Here is a 14,292-nt window from a genome sequence, read left to right on the forward strand (position 1 = left end):
GGATGTTCACTTGACTTGGACATTGTCCATTGTAGGATCGAAACCGGCATTCGCCAAGGGACAGGGCTGTACAGAGGACAGGCAGCTGTGCAGGACATGACGCAGGAGGCGCACGTGACGCAGGGACCGCTCACCACGGAGGCCGGGGCTCCGGTCGCCGACAACCAGAACAGTGAGACCGCCGGTGCCGGCGGTCCGGTCCTCGTGCAGGACCAGGCGCTGCTGGAGAAGCTCGCCCACTTCAACCGTGAGCGCATTCCGGAGCGCATCGTGCACGCCCGCGGCGCCGGTGCGTACGGCACGTTCACGCTGACCCGCGACGTCTCGCAGTGGACCCGGGCGAAGTTCCTCTCCGAGGTCGGCAAGCAGACCGAGACCTTCCTGCGCTTCTCCACGGTGGCGGGCAACCTCGGCTCCGCCGACGCCGTGCGCGACCCCCGCGGCTTCGCGCTGAAGTTCTACACCGAGGAGGGCAACTACGACCTCGTCGGCAACAACACCCCGGTGTTCTTCATCAAGGACGCCATCAAGTTCCCCGACTTCATCCACACCCAGAAGCGCGACCCGTACACCGGCTCGCAGGAGGCGGACAACGTCTGGGACTTCTGGGGTCTGTCGCCCGAGTCGACGCACCAGGTGACCTGGCTCTTCGGCGACCGCGGCATTCCGGCCACGCTGCGCCACATGAACGGGTACGGCTCGCACACCTACCAGTGGAACAACGAGGCCGGCGAGGTCTTCTGGGTCAAGTACCACTTCAAGACCGACCAGGGCATCAAGAACCTCACCCAGGACGAGGCCAACAAGCTCGCCGGTGAGGACCCCGACAGCCACCAGCGCGATCTGCGCGAGGCGATCGAGCGCGGTGACTTCCCGTCCTGGACGGTGCAGGTCCAGATCATGCCCGCGGCGGACGCGGCGACGTACCGCTTCAACCCGTTCGACCTCACCAAGGTGTGGCCGCACGCGGACTACCCGCCGATCGAGATCGGCAAGCTGGAGCTCAACCGCAACCCGGACAACATCTTCGCCGAGGTCGAGCAGTCGATCTTCAGCCCCGCGCACTTCGTGCCGGGCATCGGCCCGTCCCCGGACAAGATGCTCCAGGGCCGTCTCTTCGCGTACGGCGACGCCCACCGCTACCGCGTCGGCATCAACGCCGACCACCTGCCGGTGAACCGCCCGCACGCCACCGAGGCGCGGACCAACAGCCGGGACGGCTTCCTCTACGACGGCCGTCACAAGGGCGCCAAGAACTACGAGCCGAACAGCTTCGGCGGCCCGTTCCAGACCGACCGGCCGCTCTGGCAGCCGCTCCCGGTGACCGGTGCCACCGGCAACACCGAGGCCCCCTCCCACGCCGAGGACAACGACTTCGTGCAGGCGGGCGACCTCTACCGGCTCTTCTCCGAGGACGAGAAGGTCCGGCTGATCGAGAACCTCGCCGGGTTCATCGCCAAGGTCTCGCGCGACGACATCGCCGAGCGCGCGATCAACAACTTCCGCCAGGCGGACGGCGACTTCGGCAAGCGGCTGGAAACCGCGGTCCAGGCCCTTCGCGGCTGACCGGACGCCTGTCGTCGACGGTGGGCCGGATCCTCTGACGGGGGTCCGGCCCACCGGTCGTTCCGGCCCCCCGGCGGTCGTCAGCCGGCGGCCGCGACCGTACGACGGCGGGCGGGGGCCCAGCAGCGGATGATGTCGCGCACCGAGACGATGCCCACCGGGCCGTCGCCGTCCAGCACGATCAGGTGCCGGAACCCGCCGTGCGTCATGGCTTCCGCGGCCTCCTCCAGGGTCCAGGCCGGGGCGGCGAACACCACGTCGGTGGTGGTGTGGGCGGACGCGGTCTCCCGGTCGGGGTCCAGCCCCGATCCGACCGCGTCGAGGATGTCGCGCTCGGTGATGATGCCGAGCCCGCAGGTGTCCGGGTCGTGGACGACAGCTGCCCCGATACGGCGGGCCGACATCAGCCGGGCCGCCTGGCGGAGCGTATGGGTGGGACCGATGGTGAGGACCACCGTGCTCATGGCGTCACGGACGAGCATGAATCGAGCCACCTCCTCGGTGAGCCGACTCTGTGAGTCGATTCACAAGTTCACAAGTGGGGGGACTCTCAGAGTTGCACCCTTGGGGCGGGTCGACAAGGGGTGGGCGGGCGCGCGCCGGGGGAGTGCGCGAAGCTCAGTAGCGCTGGTTGAGATAGCCCAGCAGTTCGTCGTGGAGCGGCCCGTTCGAGGCCGCCGCGTTTCCGCCGCCCGGCCCGTCCACCCCGTCCAGCGAGGTGAAGCGACCGCCCGCCTCCTGCACGATGATCGCGGTCGCCGCCATGTCCCACAGCGACAGCTCCGGCTCCGCGCAGATGTCCACGGAACCCTCCGCGACCATCATGTACGGCCAGAAGTCGCCGTACCCCCGCGTCCGCCAGCAGGCCCGGGTGAGGTCCAGCAGGCCGTCGAGGCGGCCCTGCTCCTCCCAGCCGGACAGCGAGGAGAACGCGAACGAGGCGTCGGCGATCCGCGCCACCTTCGACACCTGCATCCGGGTCGCGGAGGTGAGGCTGCGGCCGGTGAACGCGCCCGCGCCCTTCGCCGCCCACCAGCGCCGGTTCAGCGCGGGCGCGGAGACCACGCCCATCACCGGCTGGAATCCGTCCTCACCCGCCTCCATGAGCGAGATCAGCGTGGCCCACACCGGCACCCCGCGCACATAGTTCTTGGTGCCGTCGATCGGGTCGATCACCCAGCGCCGCGGACCGCTGCCCTCGATCCCGTACTCCTCGCCCAGGATCGCGTCCCTCGGGCGGGCCCGATGCAGATGGCCCCGGATCAGCTCCTCGGCGGCCTTGTCGGCCTCGCTCACCGGCGTCATGTCCGGCTTGGTCTCCACCTTCAGGTCGAGAGCCTTGAACCGGTCCATCGTCGCCGCGTCGGCGGCGTCCGCCAGTACGTGGGCCAGGCGCAGATCATCGTGGTAGTCGGGCATACCGTCACAGTATCCAGCGCCGCGGGCCGCGGGCTACAGCGCCCCCGCCGCCGCCCGGACCCCTTGACAGCCCCCGGGAGCGCGTCAACTCTGAACCGCAGGATCCGGGGCGGGGAGGCGACGATGCCGACAGCGCGGCAGGCGCTGCTGGACGCCGCCCTCCGGGCGCTGGACGACGGGCCCTGGTGCGCCGTGCGCATGGTCGACGTGGCCGCCCTGGCGGGTGTCTCGCGGCAGACCCTCCACAACGAGTTCGGCACCAAGGACGGACTGGCCGAGGCCCTGCTGCGACGGGCCGCCGACGGCTATCTCGCCGGGGTGGACCGTGCCCTGACCGCCCCCGCGCCCGACCGTCCGGCCGCCGTGGCGCTCTGGACCGTACGGGCCGCCCGCGGGGACGCGCTGGTCAAGGCGCTGCTCACGGGGCACTGGGCGGAGGGGCTGCCCCGCCCGGACCGCCGGCCGGGCTCCCGGGGGCGTCCGGCCGCCGTGCGACCGCCGCCTACCCCCGGGCAACTGCTCGCGCTGGTACGGGACCGGATGGCGGCCGCGACGCCCGGGGCCGCCGACGGGCGCGGCGAGATCGCGTTACGCCTCGCGCTGTCCTGTGTGATCGTCCCGGTGCCGGGCGACGACGCCGCGGACAGCCGCGCGCTCCGCCTCGTACGGGAGGCGTCGCGTCCGGTGGTTCAGGGAGCGGTGACTCAAGGACCCGTGGTCCAGGGGCCCGCGGGTCTCAGTGCGCGGAGCCCGACAGCTGGAGGCCGATCACACCGATGATCACCAGCGAGATCGACACCAGCTTCAGGGTGGAGACCACGTCGCCGAGGAAGATCATGCCGTAGATCGCGGTCCCGGCCGCCCCGATCCCGGTCCACACCGCGTACGCCGGACCGACGTCCAGCTTCCGCAGCGCCAGGGTCAGCAGACCGAAGCTGCCGAGGGCGAACGCGGCGAACGCGATCGTCGGCCAGAGCCGGGTGAATCCGTGGGAGAGCTTCAGACACACGGCGAAGCCGGTCTCCAGCAGTCCTGCGACCACGACCAGCAGCCACGCCATCGTCAGTTGCCTCCCGCATAGGTGACGGCTTCGTCCCGCTCGGTGCGATTATGCCTTTACCAGTCGTTGAAGCCCGCAAACGTGTCCGCGTGGCCGGAGCGGAATCCGGCCGGACGGTGCGGCCGTCGGCCGCACCCGCGCCGTTTCAGTCGCCCTCGCGCCTCTCCCGGGTCGCGAGGAGCCGGCGCAGCGAGTCCAGTCGCGCCGGGTCGGCGTGGCCTTCCGCCACCCAGGCGTCCAGCGCGCACTCGGGCTGGTCCTCGTCGTGCGTGCAGCCGCGCGGGCAGTTCTCGGTGCCCGGCTCCAGGTCCGGGAAGGCGTGGATGACCCGCGACGGGTCGACGTGGTGCAGCCCGAAGGACCGCACGCCCGGGGTGTCGACGACCCAGCCCCGGTCGCCGGGCAGCGGCAGCGCGAGGGCCGAGGTGGTGGTGTGCCGGCCCCGGCCGGTGACCGCGTTGACGATGCCCGTGGTCCGCCGCCGGTCCTTCGGCACCAGGGCGTTGACCAGCGTCGTCTTGCCGACCCCGGAGTGCCCGACGAAAGCCGTGACCCGGCCGTTGAGGAAGGTGCGCACCTGGTCGGCCGCGTCCCCGTTCTCCAGCTCCTCGCGGCTGGTCACGATGTACGGGACGCCGAGCGGGGTGTACGCCTCCAGCAACTTCTCCGGCGAGGCCAGGTCGGACTTGGTCAGCACCAGCAGCGGGGTCAGCCCGCCGTCGTACGCCGCCACCAGACAGCGGTCGATCATGCGCGGGCGCGGCTCCGGGTCGGCCAGCGCGGTGACGATCGCCAGCTGGTCCGCGTTGGCGACGACCACGCGCTCGTACGGATCGTCGTCGTCCGCCGTGCGGCGCAGCACCGTACGGCGCGGGGCGATGCGCACGATCCGGGCCAGCGTGTCCTTCTCGCCGGAGAGATCGCCGACGATGGAGACGGTGTCGCCCACCACTGCGGCCTTGCGGCCCAGCTCGCGGGCCTTCATGGCCACCACGGTCCGGCCCTCGACGAGGCAGGTGAGCCGGCCCCGGTCGACGGTGAGGACCATGCCGTCCTCGGCGTCCTCGTGCTTGGGCCGGATGTGCGTGCGCGGCCGGTTGCCCTTGCGGTTGGGGCGGACGCGGATGTCGTCCTCGTCGGGGTTCTTCCCGTAGCGGCGCATGTCCTAGGCCCCGAGCATTCCGGTCCACATGTCCGGGAAGTCCGGCAGGGTCTTGGCGGTCGTGCCCACGTTCTCGATCTCCACGCCCTTCACCGCCAGGCCGATGATCGCCCCGGCGGTGGCCATGCGGTGGTCGTCGTACGTGTGGAAGACGCCGCCGTGCAGCGGGCGCGGGCGGATGTGCAGCCCGTCGGCCGTCTCGGTGACATCGCCGCCGAGCTCGTTGATCTCCTTGGTCAGCGCGGCCAGCCGGTCCGTCTCGTGCAGCCGCAGATGGGCGACGCCGCTCAGGGTGGAGGGGGAGTCGGCCAGCGCCGCGACCGCCGCGATGCCCGGGGTCAGCTCGCCGACCTCGCCGAGGTCCACGTCGATGCCGTGGATCCGGCCCGTACCGGTGAAGGTCAGACCGTGCTCGGTCAGCTCGCAGCTGCCGCCCATCGCGGTGAAGATCTCGCGCAGCGCGTCACCCGGCTGGGTGGTCCGCTCGGGCCAGTCGGGGATGGTGACCCGGCCGCCGGTCACCAGGGCCGCGGCCAGGAACGGCTGGGCGTTGGAGAGGTCCGGCTCGATCGTCAGGTCCCGGCCGAGCAGGGCGGAGGGCGAGACCCGCCAGACGTTCGGCTCGCCGCCCGTCTCCGGCTCGTCCACCTGGGCGCCGACGGCCCGCAGCATGTCGACGGTCATCCGGATGTGCGGCATCGAGGGGAGCACGGCACCGGTGTGCCGGACCTCCACGCCCTGGTTGAAGCGCGGCGCCGACAGCAGCAGCGCCGAGACGAACTGCGAGGAGGACGAGGCGTCGATCGACACCGGGCCGCCCTCCAGCGCCCCGCCGCCGTGCACGGTCAGCGGGAGCGCCCCGCGCCCGTCGTCGTCGATCCGCGCGCCGAGCGCCCGCAGGCCCTCGATCACCCCGGTCAGCGGGCGCTCGTAGGAGCGGGGGTCGCCGTCGAAGCGGATCGGGCCGTCGGCGAGCGTGGCGACGGGCGGCAGGAAGCGCATGACCGTGCCCGCGTTGCCGACGTCGACCGTGGCCGGGCCGTGCAGCCCCGCCGGGATGACCCGCCAGGCCTCGCCCGAGCTGTCCGGGGAGGCGGCGGCGGACGGGCTGCTCGCGGAGGAGGAGGAGACGGTCTCCTCGATGCCGACGCCCATCGCGCGCAGCGCCTCGGCCATCAGCAGGGTGTCGCGGGAGCGCAGCGGCCGGCGCAGCCAGCCCGGCTCGGCGGCCAGCGAGGCCAGCACGAGCGCGCGGTTGGTGACCGATTTGGATCCGGGCACGGTGACGGTCGCGTCGACGGCTCCGCTCGCGTGGGGAGCGGGCCAGAGGGCAGGGTGCACGGAACTCTCGGTCATGGCCATCACTTTAGTGGCTTTACGCCGACCCGGATCCTGGCCAAAAGGGTGTGAATCGTCCCGTAACGAAGGAGGGGTACGGACCGCGGCTCCCCGCCCGGCCTCACCAGCCCAGCAGCCACCTGCCGCCGCCGATCAGCGAGCACAGCGACACCGCGTGGAAGAGGAACAGCCACAGCACCGCCGGGGCGTGGGTGAGCCGGGCCAGCTGGTCCGCGTCGGAGTCCGGGGCGCCGCCGTACCGCCGCTTCGACTGGAGCTCGAACGGCGGCCGCACCCCGCCCAGCAGCAGGAACCACACCACCACGTACGCGAACGCCGACTGCACGTCCGAGTCCGCCAGCCAGGACACCAGCAGGAACGTGGTGCCGGTCAGGATGACGGTGAGGGCCCCGTACACATTGCGGATCATCACCAGCATCACCGCGAGCAGCGCCGTCGCCACCCACAGCAGCAGGGTGATCCGGCCGTTGGTCAGCAGCCAGGCGCCGCCCAGCCCCAGCAGCGAGGGGGCTGTGTAGCCCGCCGCCGCCGTGAGGATCATGCCGATCCCGGTCGGCTTGCCGCGGCTCACGGTCAGGCCGCTGGTGTCCGAGTGCAGCCGGATGCCGGAGAGCTGCCGCCCGGTGAGCAGGGCCACCAGGCCGTGACCGCCCTCGTGCGCGATGGTGATCGTGTTGCGCGCGAGCCGCCATATCGGGTTCGGCACGACGGCGATGAGCGCCAGGGCGGCCGTCACCACCACCAGCCACTGCTCGGGCGCGGACTGGGTTCCGGTGACGCGATCCCACAGATCGCCCAGTTCGGTGCTGTTCATCGTCGGGCGACTCCTTGCGGTGGGGGTGGGCGGTCGTGGCAGTCTGGCATCCATGTGCGGACGGTTTGCGGCCAGTCGGGCGCCCGAGGACCTGACCGGGCTCTTCGGCGTCGAGAAGTGGGAACCCACCGAGACCCTGGAGCCGGACTGGAACGTGGCGCCGACCAAAGAGGTCTACGCGGTTCTGGAGCGTCCTGTTAAGGACGCCGACGACCGGCGTCCGGTTCGCCAGCTGCGCGCCCTGAAGTGGGGACTCGTACCGTCCTGGTCGAAGACCCCCGAGGGCGCCGCCCGGATGATCAACGCCCGCGCGGAGACCGTGCACGAGAAGCCCTCCTTCCGCCGGGCCTTCGCCCAGCGCCGCTGCATCCTGCCCGCCGACGGCTACTACGAGTGGGTCACCGGCGCCGAGGAGCGGCAGCTGGAGGAAAAGAAGGGCAGGAAGCGGGCCCGGAAGCAGCCGTACTTCGTGACCCCGGCCGACGGGTCGGTCTTCGCGATGGCCGGGCTCTACGAGTTCTGGCGCGATACGACGCTGCCCGGCGACCACGAGAACGCCTGGTGGGTGACCTGCTCGGTGATCACCACCGAGGCCGAGACCACCCCGCTGGCCGTCGCCCCCGCCGAGGGCCCCGGCGCGCTCGCCGACATCCACCCCCGGATGCCGCTGATGCTCACCCCGGACCGCTGGGACGCCTGGCTGGACCCCTCGCGCACCGGCGAGGACGAGCTGCGGGCCCTGCTGGAGCCGCCGCCCGGCGGGCTGATGCGCGCCTACCCGGTCGCCACCGCCGTCAGCAACGTCCGCAACAACGGGCCGGAACTGCTGGAGGAGCTGGCCGCGCCGGAGGAGTCCACGCTCTTCTGAGGCGTACGCGGCGTTCCGGGGCGTGCGCGAGGGAGGATGGCGCGGTGAGCCGTCAACCACGTACCCAGAACGTCACCACCGACGCCGGTGAGGCCAGGATCACCTGGGTCCCCGCGTCCGCACCCCGCCTCGTGCTGGCCGTGAGCCACGGCGCGGGCGGCGGCATCGAGGCCCGCGATCTGCGGGCGCTGGCCGCCGCCCTGCCCGGACACGGTGTCACCGTCGCCCTGGTGGAGCAGCCCTGGCGGGTGGCCGGCAAGAAGGTGGCGCCCGCCCCGAAGACCCTGGACACCGGCTGGCGCGGTCTGTGGCCCGCCCTGACCGTCCCCGGGCTGCCCGTCGTCGCCGGAGGCCGCAGCGCCGGGGCCCGGGTCGCCTGCCGGACCGCCACCGAACTGGGCGCGGCGGCCGTCCTCGCGCTCAGCTTCCCGCTGCACCCGCCGGGCAAGCCGGAGAAGTCCCGCGCCCACGAACTGCTCGGCACCGGCGTGCCCACCCTGGTGGTGCAGGGCGGCAACGACCCGTTCGGCAGGCCCGACGCGTTCCCGTCCGGCTCGTACACGCTGGCCGAAGTGCCCCACGGCGACCACGGGTTCGCGGTGCCGAAGAGGTCCGGTCTCACCGAGGAACAGGCGATGGGCATCCTCACGGAGGCGGTCACCGGGTGGCTTTCGTCACTCGGATGACCCAGCGCCCGCCGTTCCGCACGGTCGTCGCACCCGTGTCACCGGCCCCGGGAATGCTCCGCGCGGGGGCGCTGTTGTTCGGGACGTCGGTACAACAACGTCGTACGTGGAGAGGGAGTCCGTCGCATGGGTTCGACCATCTGCCCCAGCCGCTCGAACGCCGCTGACCTGGAGTGGACCGTGCTGCCCGCGGCGAAGACCACCTCCGAGCGGCCCAAGGGCGCCGCTAATCGACAGGCCGTCTCCAAGCAAGGTCGACTATTCTCCGAGGCGAGCGGGTCCGGTTTCGGCTCCGCCACATCGTTGGAGGAGGTGGGTCCGGTCACTGGGACCGACACAGGGACCGACGACGGCCGTGCACCGGAGACGCCGGCCGAGCGCAACGCGCGCTTCGAGCGCGACGCCCTCGGCTTTCTCGACCAGATGTACTCGGCCGCGCTGCGCATGACGCGCAATCCGGCCGATGCCGAGGATCTGGTGCAGGAGACCTACGCCAAGGCGTACGGCTCCTTCCACCAGTTCCGTGAGGGCACCAACCTCAAGGCGTGGATGTACCGCATCCTCACCAACACCTTCATCAACTCGTACCGCAAGAAGCAGCGGGAACCCCAGCGCAGCGCCGCGGAGGAGATCGAGGACTGGCAGCTGGCACGGGCCGAGTCGCACATGTCGACCGGTCTGCGCTCGGCGGAGTCCCAGGCACTCGACCATCTCCCGGACTCCGACGTGAAGTCGGCGCTCCAGGCGATTCCCGAGGAGTTCCGCATCGCCGTGTATCTCGCCGATGTCGAGGGTTTTGCCTACAAGGAGATCGCGGACATCATGGGGACTCCCATCGGTACGGTGATGTCCCGGCTGCACCGCGGCCGTCGCCAGCTGCGCGGCATGCTGGAGGACTACGCCCGTGAGCGCGGGCTCGTCGCGGCCGGTGCCGGTGACTCGGACGATCGGAAGGGCTCGGCCTCATGAGCTGCGGAGAGCCGCACGAGACGGATTGCTCGGAGGTCCTCGACCATCTCTACGAGTTTCTCGACCGGGAGATGCCCGAGGGCGACTGCACGAAGTTCGAGGTGCACTTCGAGGAGTGCTCCCCGTGCCTGGAGAAGTACGGCCTCGAACAGGCCGTGAAGAAGCTGGTCAAGCGCTGCTGCGGACAGGACGACGTCCCGACCGACCTGCGCTCCAAGGTGATGGGCCGGATCGACCTGATCCGGGCCGGTGAGACCGTGCCCGATCACGATGTGACGGCGCAGGGCCCGGACCGCTCGGCGACCGCCGCCGAATAGCCGTCCGGTCAGTCCGGCCGCCCGCTCGTCCGCGCGGCTCACCGGGTCCGCAGGGGCCCGGTGAGCCGCGCAGTCGTTTCCCGGGCCGCCACCGCGTTCCGCTCGCCGCCGGGATCGTCAGGACGGCCGACGCATAGGACGGCCCGCGCCGGGCATGCGTGGACGGGCCGCCCGGCACGCCGGCGCGGCTCGGGTCCGGCACCGGGCGCGGCCACCGGCCGCAGGCGGCCGAGGCCCTGGGACGCGTCCTCGCGCGGGGCGGTCTGACCCCGGCCGGAGCTGGGTAACCCATGGGTAATGAGCGGGCGTCCGGCTGGGCATGGTTGGATGCGAAAGCAGAGCGGATGACGAGGGTGTCCAGTCGGGACAGGCGGGAATCGTGAGGATCTTCGGGAAGGTACGGCATCGGCCGTCCGCCTCTTGGCGGCAGGCCACGGACCGCGCGTTCACGCTGATCGGCGACGGCCGGTACGAGGACGCGGGGGCGCTGCTGACGCGCGCGGCGGATCTGGAGCCCTGGCTCTCGGAGTCCTGGTTCAATCTGGCGTTGCTGCACAAGTTCCGGCACGACTGGGAGCAGGCGCGCGCGGCGGGCCTGCGGGCGGTCGCGCTGCTGGACCGCGAGTCCGGCGCCCCGGACTGGTGGAACGTGGGCATCGCGGCCACCGCGCTCCAGGACTGGCCACTGGCGCGGCGGGCCTGGCAGGCGTACGGCCTGAAGGTCCCCGGCGGCGGCCAGCACAGCGCGGCCACCACCGAGCCGACCGGCATGGAGCTGGGCAGCGCCGCCGTGCGGCTCTCGCCGGAGGGCGAGGCCGAGGTGGTCTGGGGCCGTCGGCTCGACCCGGCCCGGATCGAGGTGCTGTCCATCCCGCTGCCGTCCTCCGGGCGGCGTTGGGGCGAGGTCGTCCTGCACGACGGGGTGCCCAACGGAGAGCGGGTCACCGCGGCCGGGCCCGCGTATCCGGTGTTCGACGAGATCGAGCTGTGGGCGCCCTCGCCGGTGCCGACCTGGGTGGTACTCCTCGAGGCGGCCACCGAGGACGACCGGGACGCGCTGGAGAAGCTGGCCTCGGACGCCGGGTTCGCCGCCGAGGACTGGTCCTCCTCCGTACGGCTGCTGTGCCGGGCCTGTTCGGAGAGCCGGATGGACAGCGACGAGGGCGACGGCGAGCACCTGGACCCGCACGACCACAGCGAGCCGGGCCACCCCGGACCGCTCGGCCACCGCACCGCGGGCGCCGGCGATCTGTGGGTGCCGGAGCGCGAGTGCGGTCTCGCGGCCCCCGCCGGACTGGTGCGCGGGCTGCTGGACGGCTGGGTCGCCGACAGCCCGGACAGCCGCGAGTGGCGGGATCTCGAAGAAGTCTGCTGACCGCTGCCCGTAGGCTGTAGGCGCACCGGTCGCGGTGCGGTTCCCCCAGGTTTTGCAGGAAGGCGTACGGCGGACATGTCGCAGCAGGAGACGGACGGGCGGATCGGCGTGGACGACGAGGGGTTCATCGTCGACACGGAGGACTGCGAGGAGCGCGAGGCGGCCTACCGCGCACGCGGCACCTCCCGTCCGATCACGGTCGTGGGCAACCCGGTGCTGCACAAGGAGTGCAAGGACGTCACCGCGTTCGACGACGAGCTGGCGCAGCTGATCGACGACATGTTCGCCAGCCAGAAGACGGCCGAGGGCGTCGGGCTCGCGGCCAACCAGATCGGCGTGGACCTGAAGGTCTTCGTCTACGACTGCCCGGACGACGACGGCAAGCGCCACACCGGTGTCGTCTGCAACCCGGTCCTGGAGGAGCTGGCCCCCGAGATGCGGGTGCTCGACGACTCCAACGAAGGCTGCCTCTCGGTCCCGACCGCGTACGCCTCGCTCGCCCGCCCCGACTACGCGGTGGTGCGCGGGCAGGACGCCCAGGGCAACCCGATCCGGGTCAGGGGCACCGGCTACTTCGCGCGCTGCCTCCAGCACGAGACGGACCACCTGTACGGCTACCTCTACATCGACCGGCTCTCCAAGCGGGAGCGCAAGGACGCGTTGCGGCAGATGGAAGAGGGCACGCCGCGCTACGAGACCGTCCCGAACAGCTGAGTTCGTCGTGGCGGGGGCTCGGCGCCGGTTGGTCGGCGCCGGGCCCCCGTTTGCGTTTCCCGGGGTCTCTTGGCAGATAACTGCCGTTTCCCCAGGGGCAGTTGACGCGCGTAGCTGACTGGGCCAGGCTCGCACGCGTATCGACCGTGACGTTCAGAGGGAGGCCCCTGTGCTGAGACGCACCGCACGCGTTCTGCTCGGACTTGTCATGACCATTTCGTTCGCTTTGGGTGGTGTGATGCTGACCGCCGGCACCGCGCAGGCGGACGGCTGCTACACCTGGACCCGCACCCTGAAGTCCGGCGCCACCGGCAACGACGTCACCCAGCTCCAGATCAGGGTGGCCGGATATCCGGGCTACAACTCCGTGCTCGCCATCGACGGCTCGTACGGCCCCGCCACCACCGCCGCCGTCAAGCGGTTCCAGGCGGCCTACGGTCTGGCGGCCGACGGGGTCGCCGGACCCGCGACCCAGGCCAAGCTCTACGCGCTCCAGGACAACGACTGCACGCCGATCCATTTCACGTACCCCGAGCTCAACAAGTGCAACAGCACCTGGGCCGGCGGGAAGGTCGCGGCGGGCACGGCCAAGGCCAACGCGCTGAGCAGCATGTGGAAGCTGGAGGCGCTGCGCCACGCGCTCGGCGACAAGTCCATCCGGGTCACCAGCGGCTTCCGTTCCGTCTCCTGCAACGCCGCCGTCGGCGGGGCCTCCAACAGCCGCCACATGTACGGCGACGCGGTCGACCTCGGGGTCTCCCCGCACTCGCTGTGCACCCTGGCCAAGCAGGCCCGTTACCACGGCTTCCGCGGGATCCTCGGCCCGGGCTACGTCGGCCACAACGACCACGTGCACGTCAACCAGGGGCCCAACCGCCACTGGTCCGCGCCCAGTTGCGGCGTCTGACCCTTCCGCGCCGCTCTCAGGCGACGTCGGGCACGGCCGTGGCCGCAGGGCCACGGAACGTACGGCGGTAGGCGTTCGGCGTGGTGCCCAGTGACCGCACGAACTGGTGTCGCAGCGTCGCCGCCGTACCGAAGCCCGTCTGGCCCGCGATCGTGTCGATCGTCCGGTCGGAGGTCTCCAGCAGGTGCTGGGCCAGCAGGACCCGCTGCCGCAGCAGCCAGCGGTAGGGCGTGGTCCCGGTCTCCTGCTGGAACCGCCGGGCGAAGGTGCGCGGCGACATGTGCGCCTGCGCCGCCAGCTGTTCCACGCTCATCTCCTGGTCGAGGTGCTGCTCCATCCAGGCCAGCGTGGAGCCGACGGTGTCGCAGGCGTTCCGGGGCAGCGGGCGGCTGATGTACTGGGCCTGCCCGCCGTCCCGGTGCGGCGGCACCACCATGCGCCGGGCCAGGGTGTTGGCCGCGTCCTGGCCGTACTCCTGCCGGATCAGGTGCAGGCAGGCGTCGATCCCGGCGGCGGTGCCCGCCGAGCTGATCACCGGGCCCTCGTCCACGTACAGCACGTCCGGCTCGACGACCGCCTTCGGGTAGCGCCGGGACAGCTCCGCCGCGTGCCGCCAGTGGGTGGTGCAGCGGCGGCCGTCCAGCAGACCGGCCGCGCCGAGGACGTACGCCCCCGAGCAGACGCTCAGCACCCGCGAGCCGCGCTCCACGGCCCGGCGCAGCGCGTCGAGGACCTCCTCCGGATACTCCCGCCGCACGAAGTGGCTGCCCGCGGGCACGGCGATGAGGTCGGCCTCCTCCAGCCGCTCCAGACCGTGCGGCGTGGTGATGGTGAAGCCCGCGTGGGTGTTCAGGACGGGGCCCTCGGCGGAGACCACCGCGAAGTCGTGCACCGGCAGGCCCTCGTCGCTGCGGTCCAGTCCGAACACCTCGCACAGGACGCCGAGTTCGAAGGGATGGACCTCGTCGAGGAGGAGGGCGGCGACATTGGTCAGCATGGAGCGAGTGTGGCAGCTATTTGATGCCCCATGGCAGTCCTGCCACTGATGTTTTTCGTCCGGGCGGGCCAGAGTAGAG

At 71.6% G+C, this 14,292-nt stretch carries 16 protein-coding genes; 9 read left to right on the top strand and 7 right to left on the bottom strand.

Going from position 1 to position 14,292, the window contains the following annotated elements; all coding sequences use genetic code 11:
* The first annotated feature begins 96 nt into the window (after positions 1-96).
* Positions 97-1,566: a catalase gene (locus tag KV381_RS25325; protein WP_030087238.1), complete on the top strand. Its 1,470-nt coding sequence runs from the start codon at positions 97-99 to the stop codon at positions 1,564-1,566.
* A gap of 80 nt (positions 1,567-1,646) precedes the next feature.
* Here KV381_RS25325 and KV381_RS25330 read toward each other — a convergent pair whose 3' ends face one another.
* Positions 1,647-2,048: a cyclic nucleotide-binding/CBS domain-containing protein gene (locus KV381_RS25330; protein ID WP_030087235.1), complete on the bottom strand. Its 402-nt coding sequence runs from the start codon at positions 2,046-2,048 to the stop codon at positions 1,647-1,649.
* A gap of 136 nt (positions 2,049-2,184) precedes the next feature.
* Positions 2,185-2,985, bottom strand: a complete 801-nt coding sequence (gene hisN, locus KV381_RS25335; RefSeq protein ID WP_030087233.1) for a histidinol-phosphatase — start codon at positions 2,983-2,985, stop codon at positions 2,185-2,187.
* Between the two features lie 123 nt (positions 2,986-3,108).
* Here hisN and KV381_RS25340 point away from each other — a divergent pair, with 123 nt between their 5' ends.
* Positions 3,109-3,765: a TetR/AcrR family transcriptional regulator gene (locus tag KV381_RS25340; protein WP_030087231.1), complete on the top strand. Its 657-nt coding sequence runs from the start codon at positions 3,109-3,111 to the stop codon at positions 3,763-3,765.
* On the opposite strand, the gene KV381_RS25345 is transcribed toward KV381_RS25340, so the two are convergent.
* From KV381_RS25345 to KV381_RS25360, 4 genes are all read right to left on the bottom strand, one after another.
* The gene (locus tag KV381_RS25345; RefSeq protein ID WP_030087230.1) at positions 3,722-4,045 is read right to left on the bottom strand and encodes a multidrug efflux SMR transporter; all 324 of its coding nucleotides are present in this window, start codon (positions 4,043-4,045) and stop codon (positions 3,722-3,724) included. The genes KV381_RS25340 and KV381_RS25345 overlap by 44 nt on opposite strands.
* A gap of 145 nt (positions 4,046-4,190) precedes the next feature.
* Positions 4,191-5,207 (bottom strand): ribosome small subunit-dependent GTPase A, encoded by a 1,017-nt coding sequence (gene rsgA, locus KV381_RS25350; protein WP_030631265.1) that lies wholly within the window; start codon positions 5,205-5,207, stop codon positions 4,191-4,193.
* A 3-nt stretch (positions 5,208-5,210) separates the two neighbouring features.
* Positions 5,211-6,563 carry a 3-phosphoshikimate 1-carboxyvinyltransferase gene (gene aroA / locus KV381_RS25355; protein WP_218786399.1) on the bottom strand — a complete coding sequence of 451 codons (1,353 nt, stop codon included), beginning with the start codon at positions 6,561-6,563 and terminating at the stop codon, positions 5,211-5,213.
* Between the two features lie 103 nt (positions 6,564-6,666).
* Positions 6,667-7,380, bottom strand: a complete 714-nt coding sequence (locus KV381_RS25360; RefSeq protein ID WP_030087216.1) for a M50 family metallopeptidase — start codon at positions 7,378-7,380, stop codon at positions 6,667-6,669.
* A 52-nt stretch (positions 7,381-7,432) separates the two neighbouring features.
* On the opposite strand from KV381_RS25360, the gene KV381_RS25365 reads away from it, so the two are divergent.
* The 7 genes from KV381_RS25365 to KV381_RS25395 all read left to right on the top strand — a co-directional run bounded on the left by KV381_RS25365 (position 7,433) and on the right by KV381_RS25395 (position 13,216).
* A complete protein-coding gene (locus tag KV381_RS25365) occupies positions 7,433-8,248 on the top strand; it encodes an SOS response-associated peptidase (RefSeq protein WP_030631259.1) in 816 nt (271 codons plus the stop codon).
* Positions 8,249-8,292: 44 nt separating this feature from the next.
* Positions 8,293-8,934: an alpha/beta family hydrolase gene (locus tag KV381_RS25370; RefSeq protein WP_218786402.1), complete on the top strand. Its 642-nt coding sequence runs from the start codon at positions 8,293-8,295 to the stop codon at positions 8,932-8,934.
* A 312-nt stretch (positions 8,935-9,246) separates the two neighbouring features.
* Positions 9,247-9,903: a sigma-70 family RNA polymerase sigma factor gene (locus tag KV381_RS25375; protein WP_010061546.1), complete on the top strand. Its 657-nt coding sequence runs from the start codon at positions 9,247-9,249 to the stop codon at positions 9,901-9,903.
* On the top strand, positions 9,900-10,220 hold the full coding sequence (rsrA, locus tag KV381_RS25380) for a mycothiol system anti-sigma-R factor (protein ID WP_030087211.1): 321 nt from the start codon (positions 9,900-9,902) through the stop codon (positions 10,218-10,220). The genes KV381_RS25375 and rsrA overlap by 4 nt, the downstream gene beginning before the upstream one ends.
* 379 nt (positions 10,221-10,599) lie before the next feature.
* The gene (locus KV381_RS25385; protein ID WP_030087209.1) at positions 10,600-11,595 is read left to right on the top strand and encodes a hypothetical protein; all 996 of its coding nucleotides are present in this window, start codon (positions 10,600-10,602) and stop codon (positions 11,593-11,595) included.
* 75 nt (positions 11,596-11,670) lie between these two features.
* Positions 11,671-12,309 (top strand): peptide deformylase, encoded by a 639-nt coding sequence (def, locus tag KV381_RS25390; protein ID WP_030087207.1) that lies wholly within the window; start codon positions 11,671-11,673, stop codon positions 12,307-12,309.
* 169 nt (positions 12,310-12,478) lie between these two features.
* Positions 12,479-13,216, top strand: a complete 738-nt coding sequence (locus KV381_RS25395) for a D-Ala-D-Ala carboxypeptidase family metallohydrolase (protein WP_030087205.1) — start codon at positions 12,479-12,481, stop codon at positions 13,214-13,216.
* Positions 13,217-13,232: 16 nt separating this feature from the next.
* On the opposite strand, the gene KV381_RS25400 is transcribed toward KV381_RS25395, so the two are convergent.
* Positions 13,233-14,213: a GlxA family transcriptional regulator gene (locus KV381_RS25400; protein WP_030087203.1), complete on the bottom strand. Its 981-nt coding sequence runs from the start codon at positions 14,211-14,213 to the stop codon at positions 13,233-13,235.
* Positions 14,214-14,292 lie beyond the last annotated feature (79 nt).

The organism is Streptomyces sp. WY228, assembly GCF_019287315.1.
Classification (GTDB): Bacteria; Actinomycetota; Actinomycetes; order Streptomycetales; family Streptomycetaceae; genus Streptomyces; species Streptomyces caviscabies.

Coding starts and splice junctions, on each gene's coding strand:
- hisN (WP_030087233.1), bottom strand. CDS start 2,985: ATGCCCGACTACCACGATGATCTGCGCCTGGCCCACGTACTGGCGGAC.
- KV381_RS25345 (WP_030087230.1), bottom strand. CDS start 4,045: ATGGCGTGGCTGCTGGTCGTGGTCGCAGGACTGCTGGAGACCGGCTTC.
- KV381_RS25325 (WP_030087238.1), top strand. CDS start 97: ATGACGCAGGAGGCGCACGTGACGCAGGGACCGCTCACCACGGAGGCC.
- aroA (WP_218786399.1), bottom strand. CDS start 6,563: ATGACCGAGAGTTCCGTGCACCCTGCCCTCTGGCCCGCTCCCCACGCG.
- KV381_RS25400 (WP_030087203.1), bottom strand. CDS start 14,213: ATGCTGACCAATGTCGCCGCCCTCCTCCTCGACGAGGTCCATCCCTTC.
- KV381_RS25340 (WP_030087231.1), top strand. CDS start 3,109: ATGCCGACAGCGCGGCAGGCGCTGCTGGACGCCGCCCTCCGGGCGCTG.
- rsrA (WP_030087211.1), top strand. CDS start 9,900: ATGAGCTGCGGAGAGCCGCACGAGACGGATTGCTCGGAGGTCCTCGAC.
- KV381_RS25365 (WP_030631259.1), top strand. CDS start 7,433: ATGTGCGGACGGTTTGCGGCCAGTCGGGCGCCCGAGGACCTGACCGGG.
- KV381_RS25330 (WP_030087235.1), bottom strand. CDS start 2,048: ATGCTCGTCCGTGACGCCATGAGCACGGTGGTCCTCACCATCGGTCCC.
- KV381_RS25360 (WP_030087216.1), bottom strand. CDS start 7,380: ATGAACAGCACCGAACTGGGCGATCTGTGGGATCGCGTCACCGGAACC.
- rsgA (WP_030631265.1), bottom strand. CDS start 5,207: ATGCGCCGCTACGGGAAGAACCCCGACGAGGACGACATCCGCGTCCGC.
- def (WP_030087207.1), top strand. CDS start 11,671: ATGTCGCAGCAGGAGACGGACGGGCGGATCGGCGTGGACGACGAGGGG.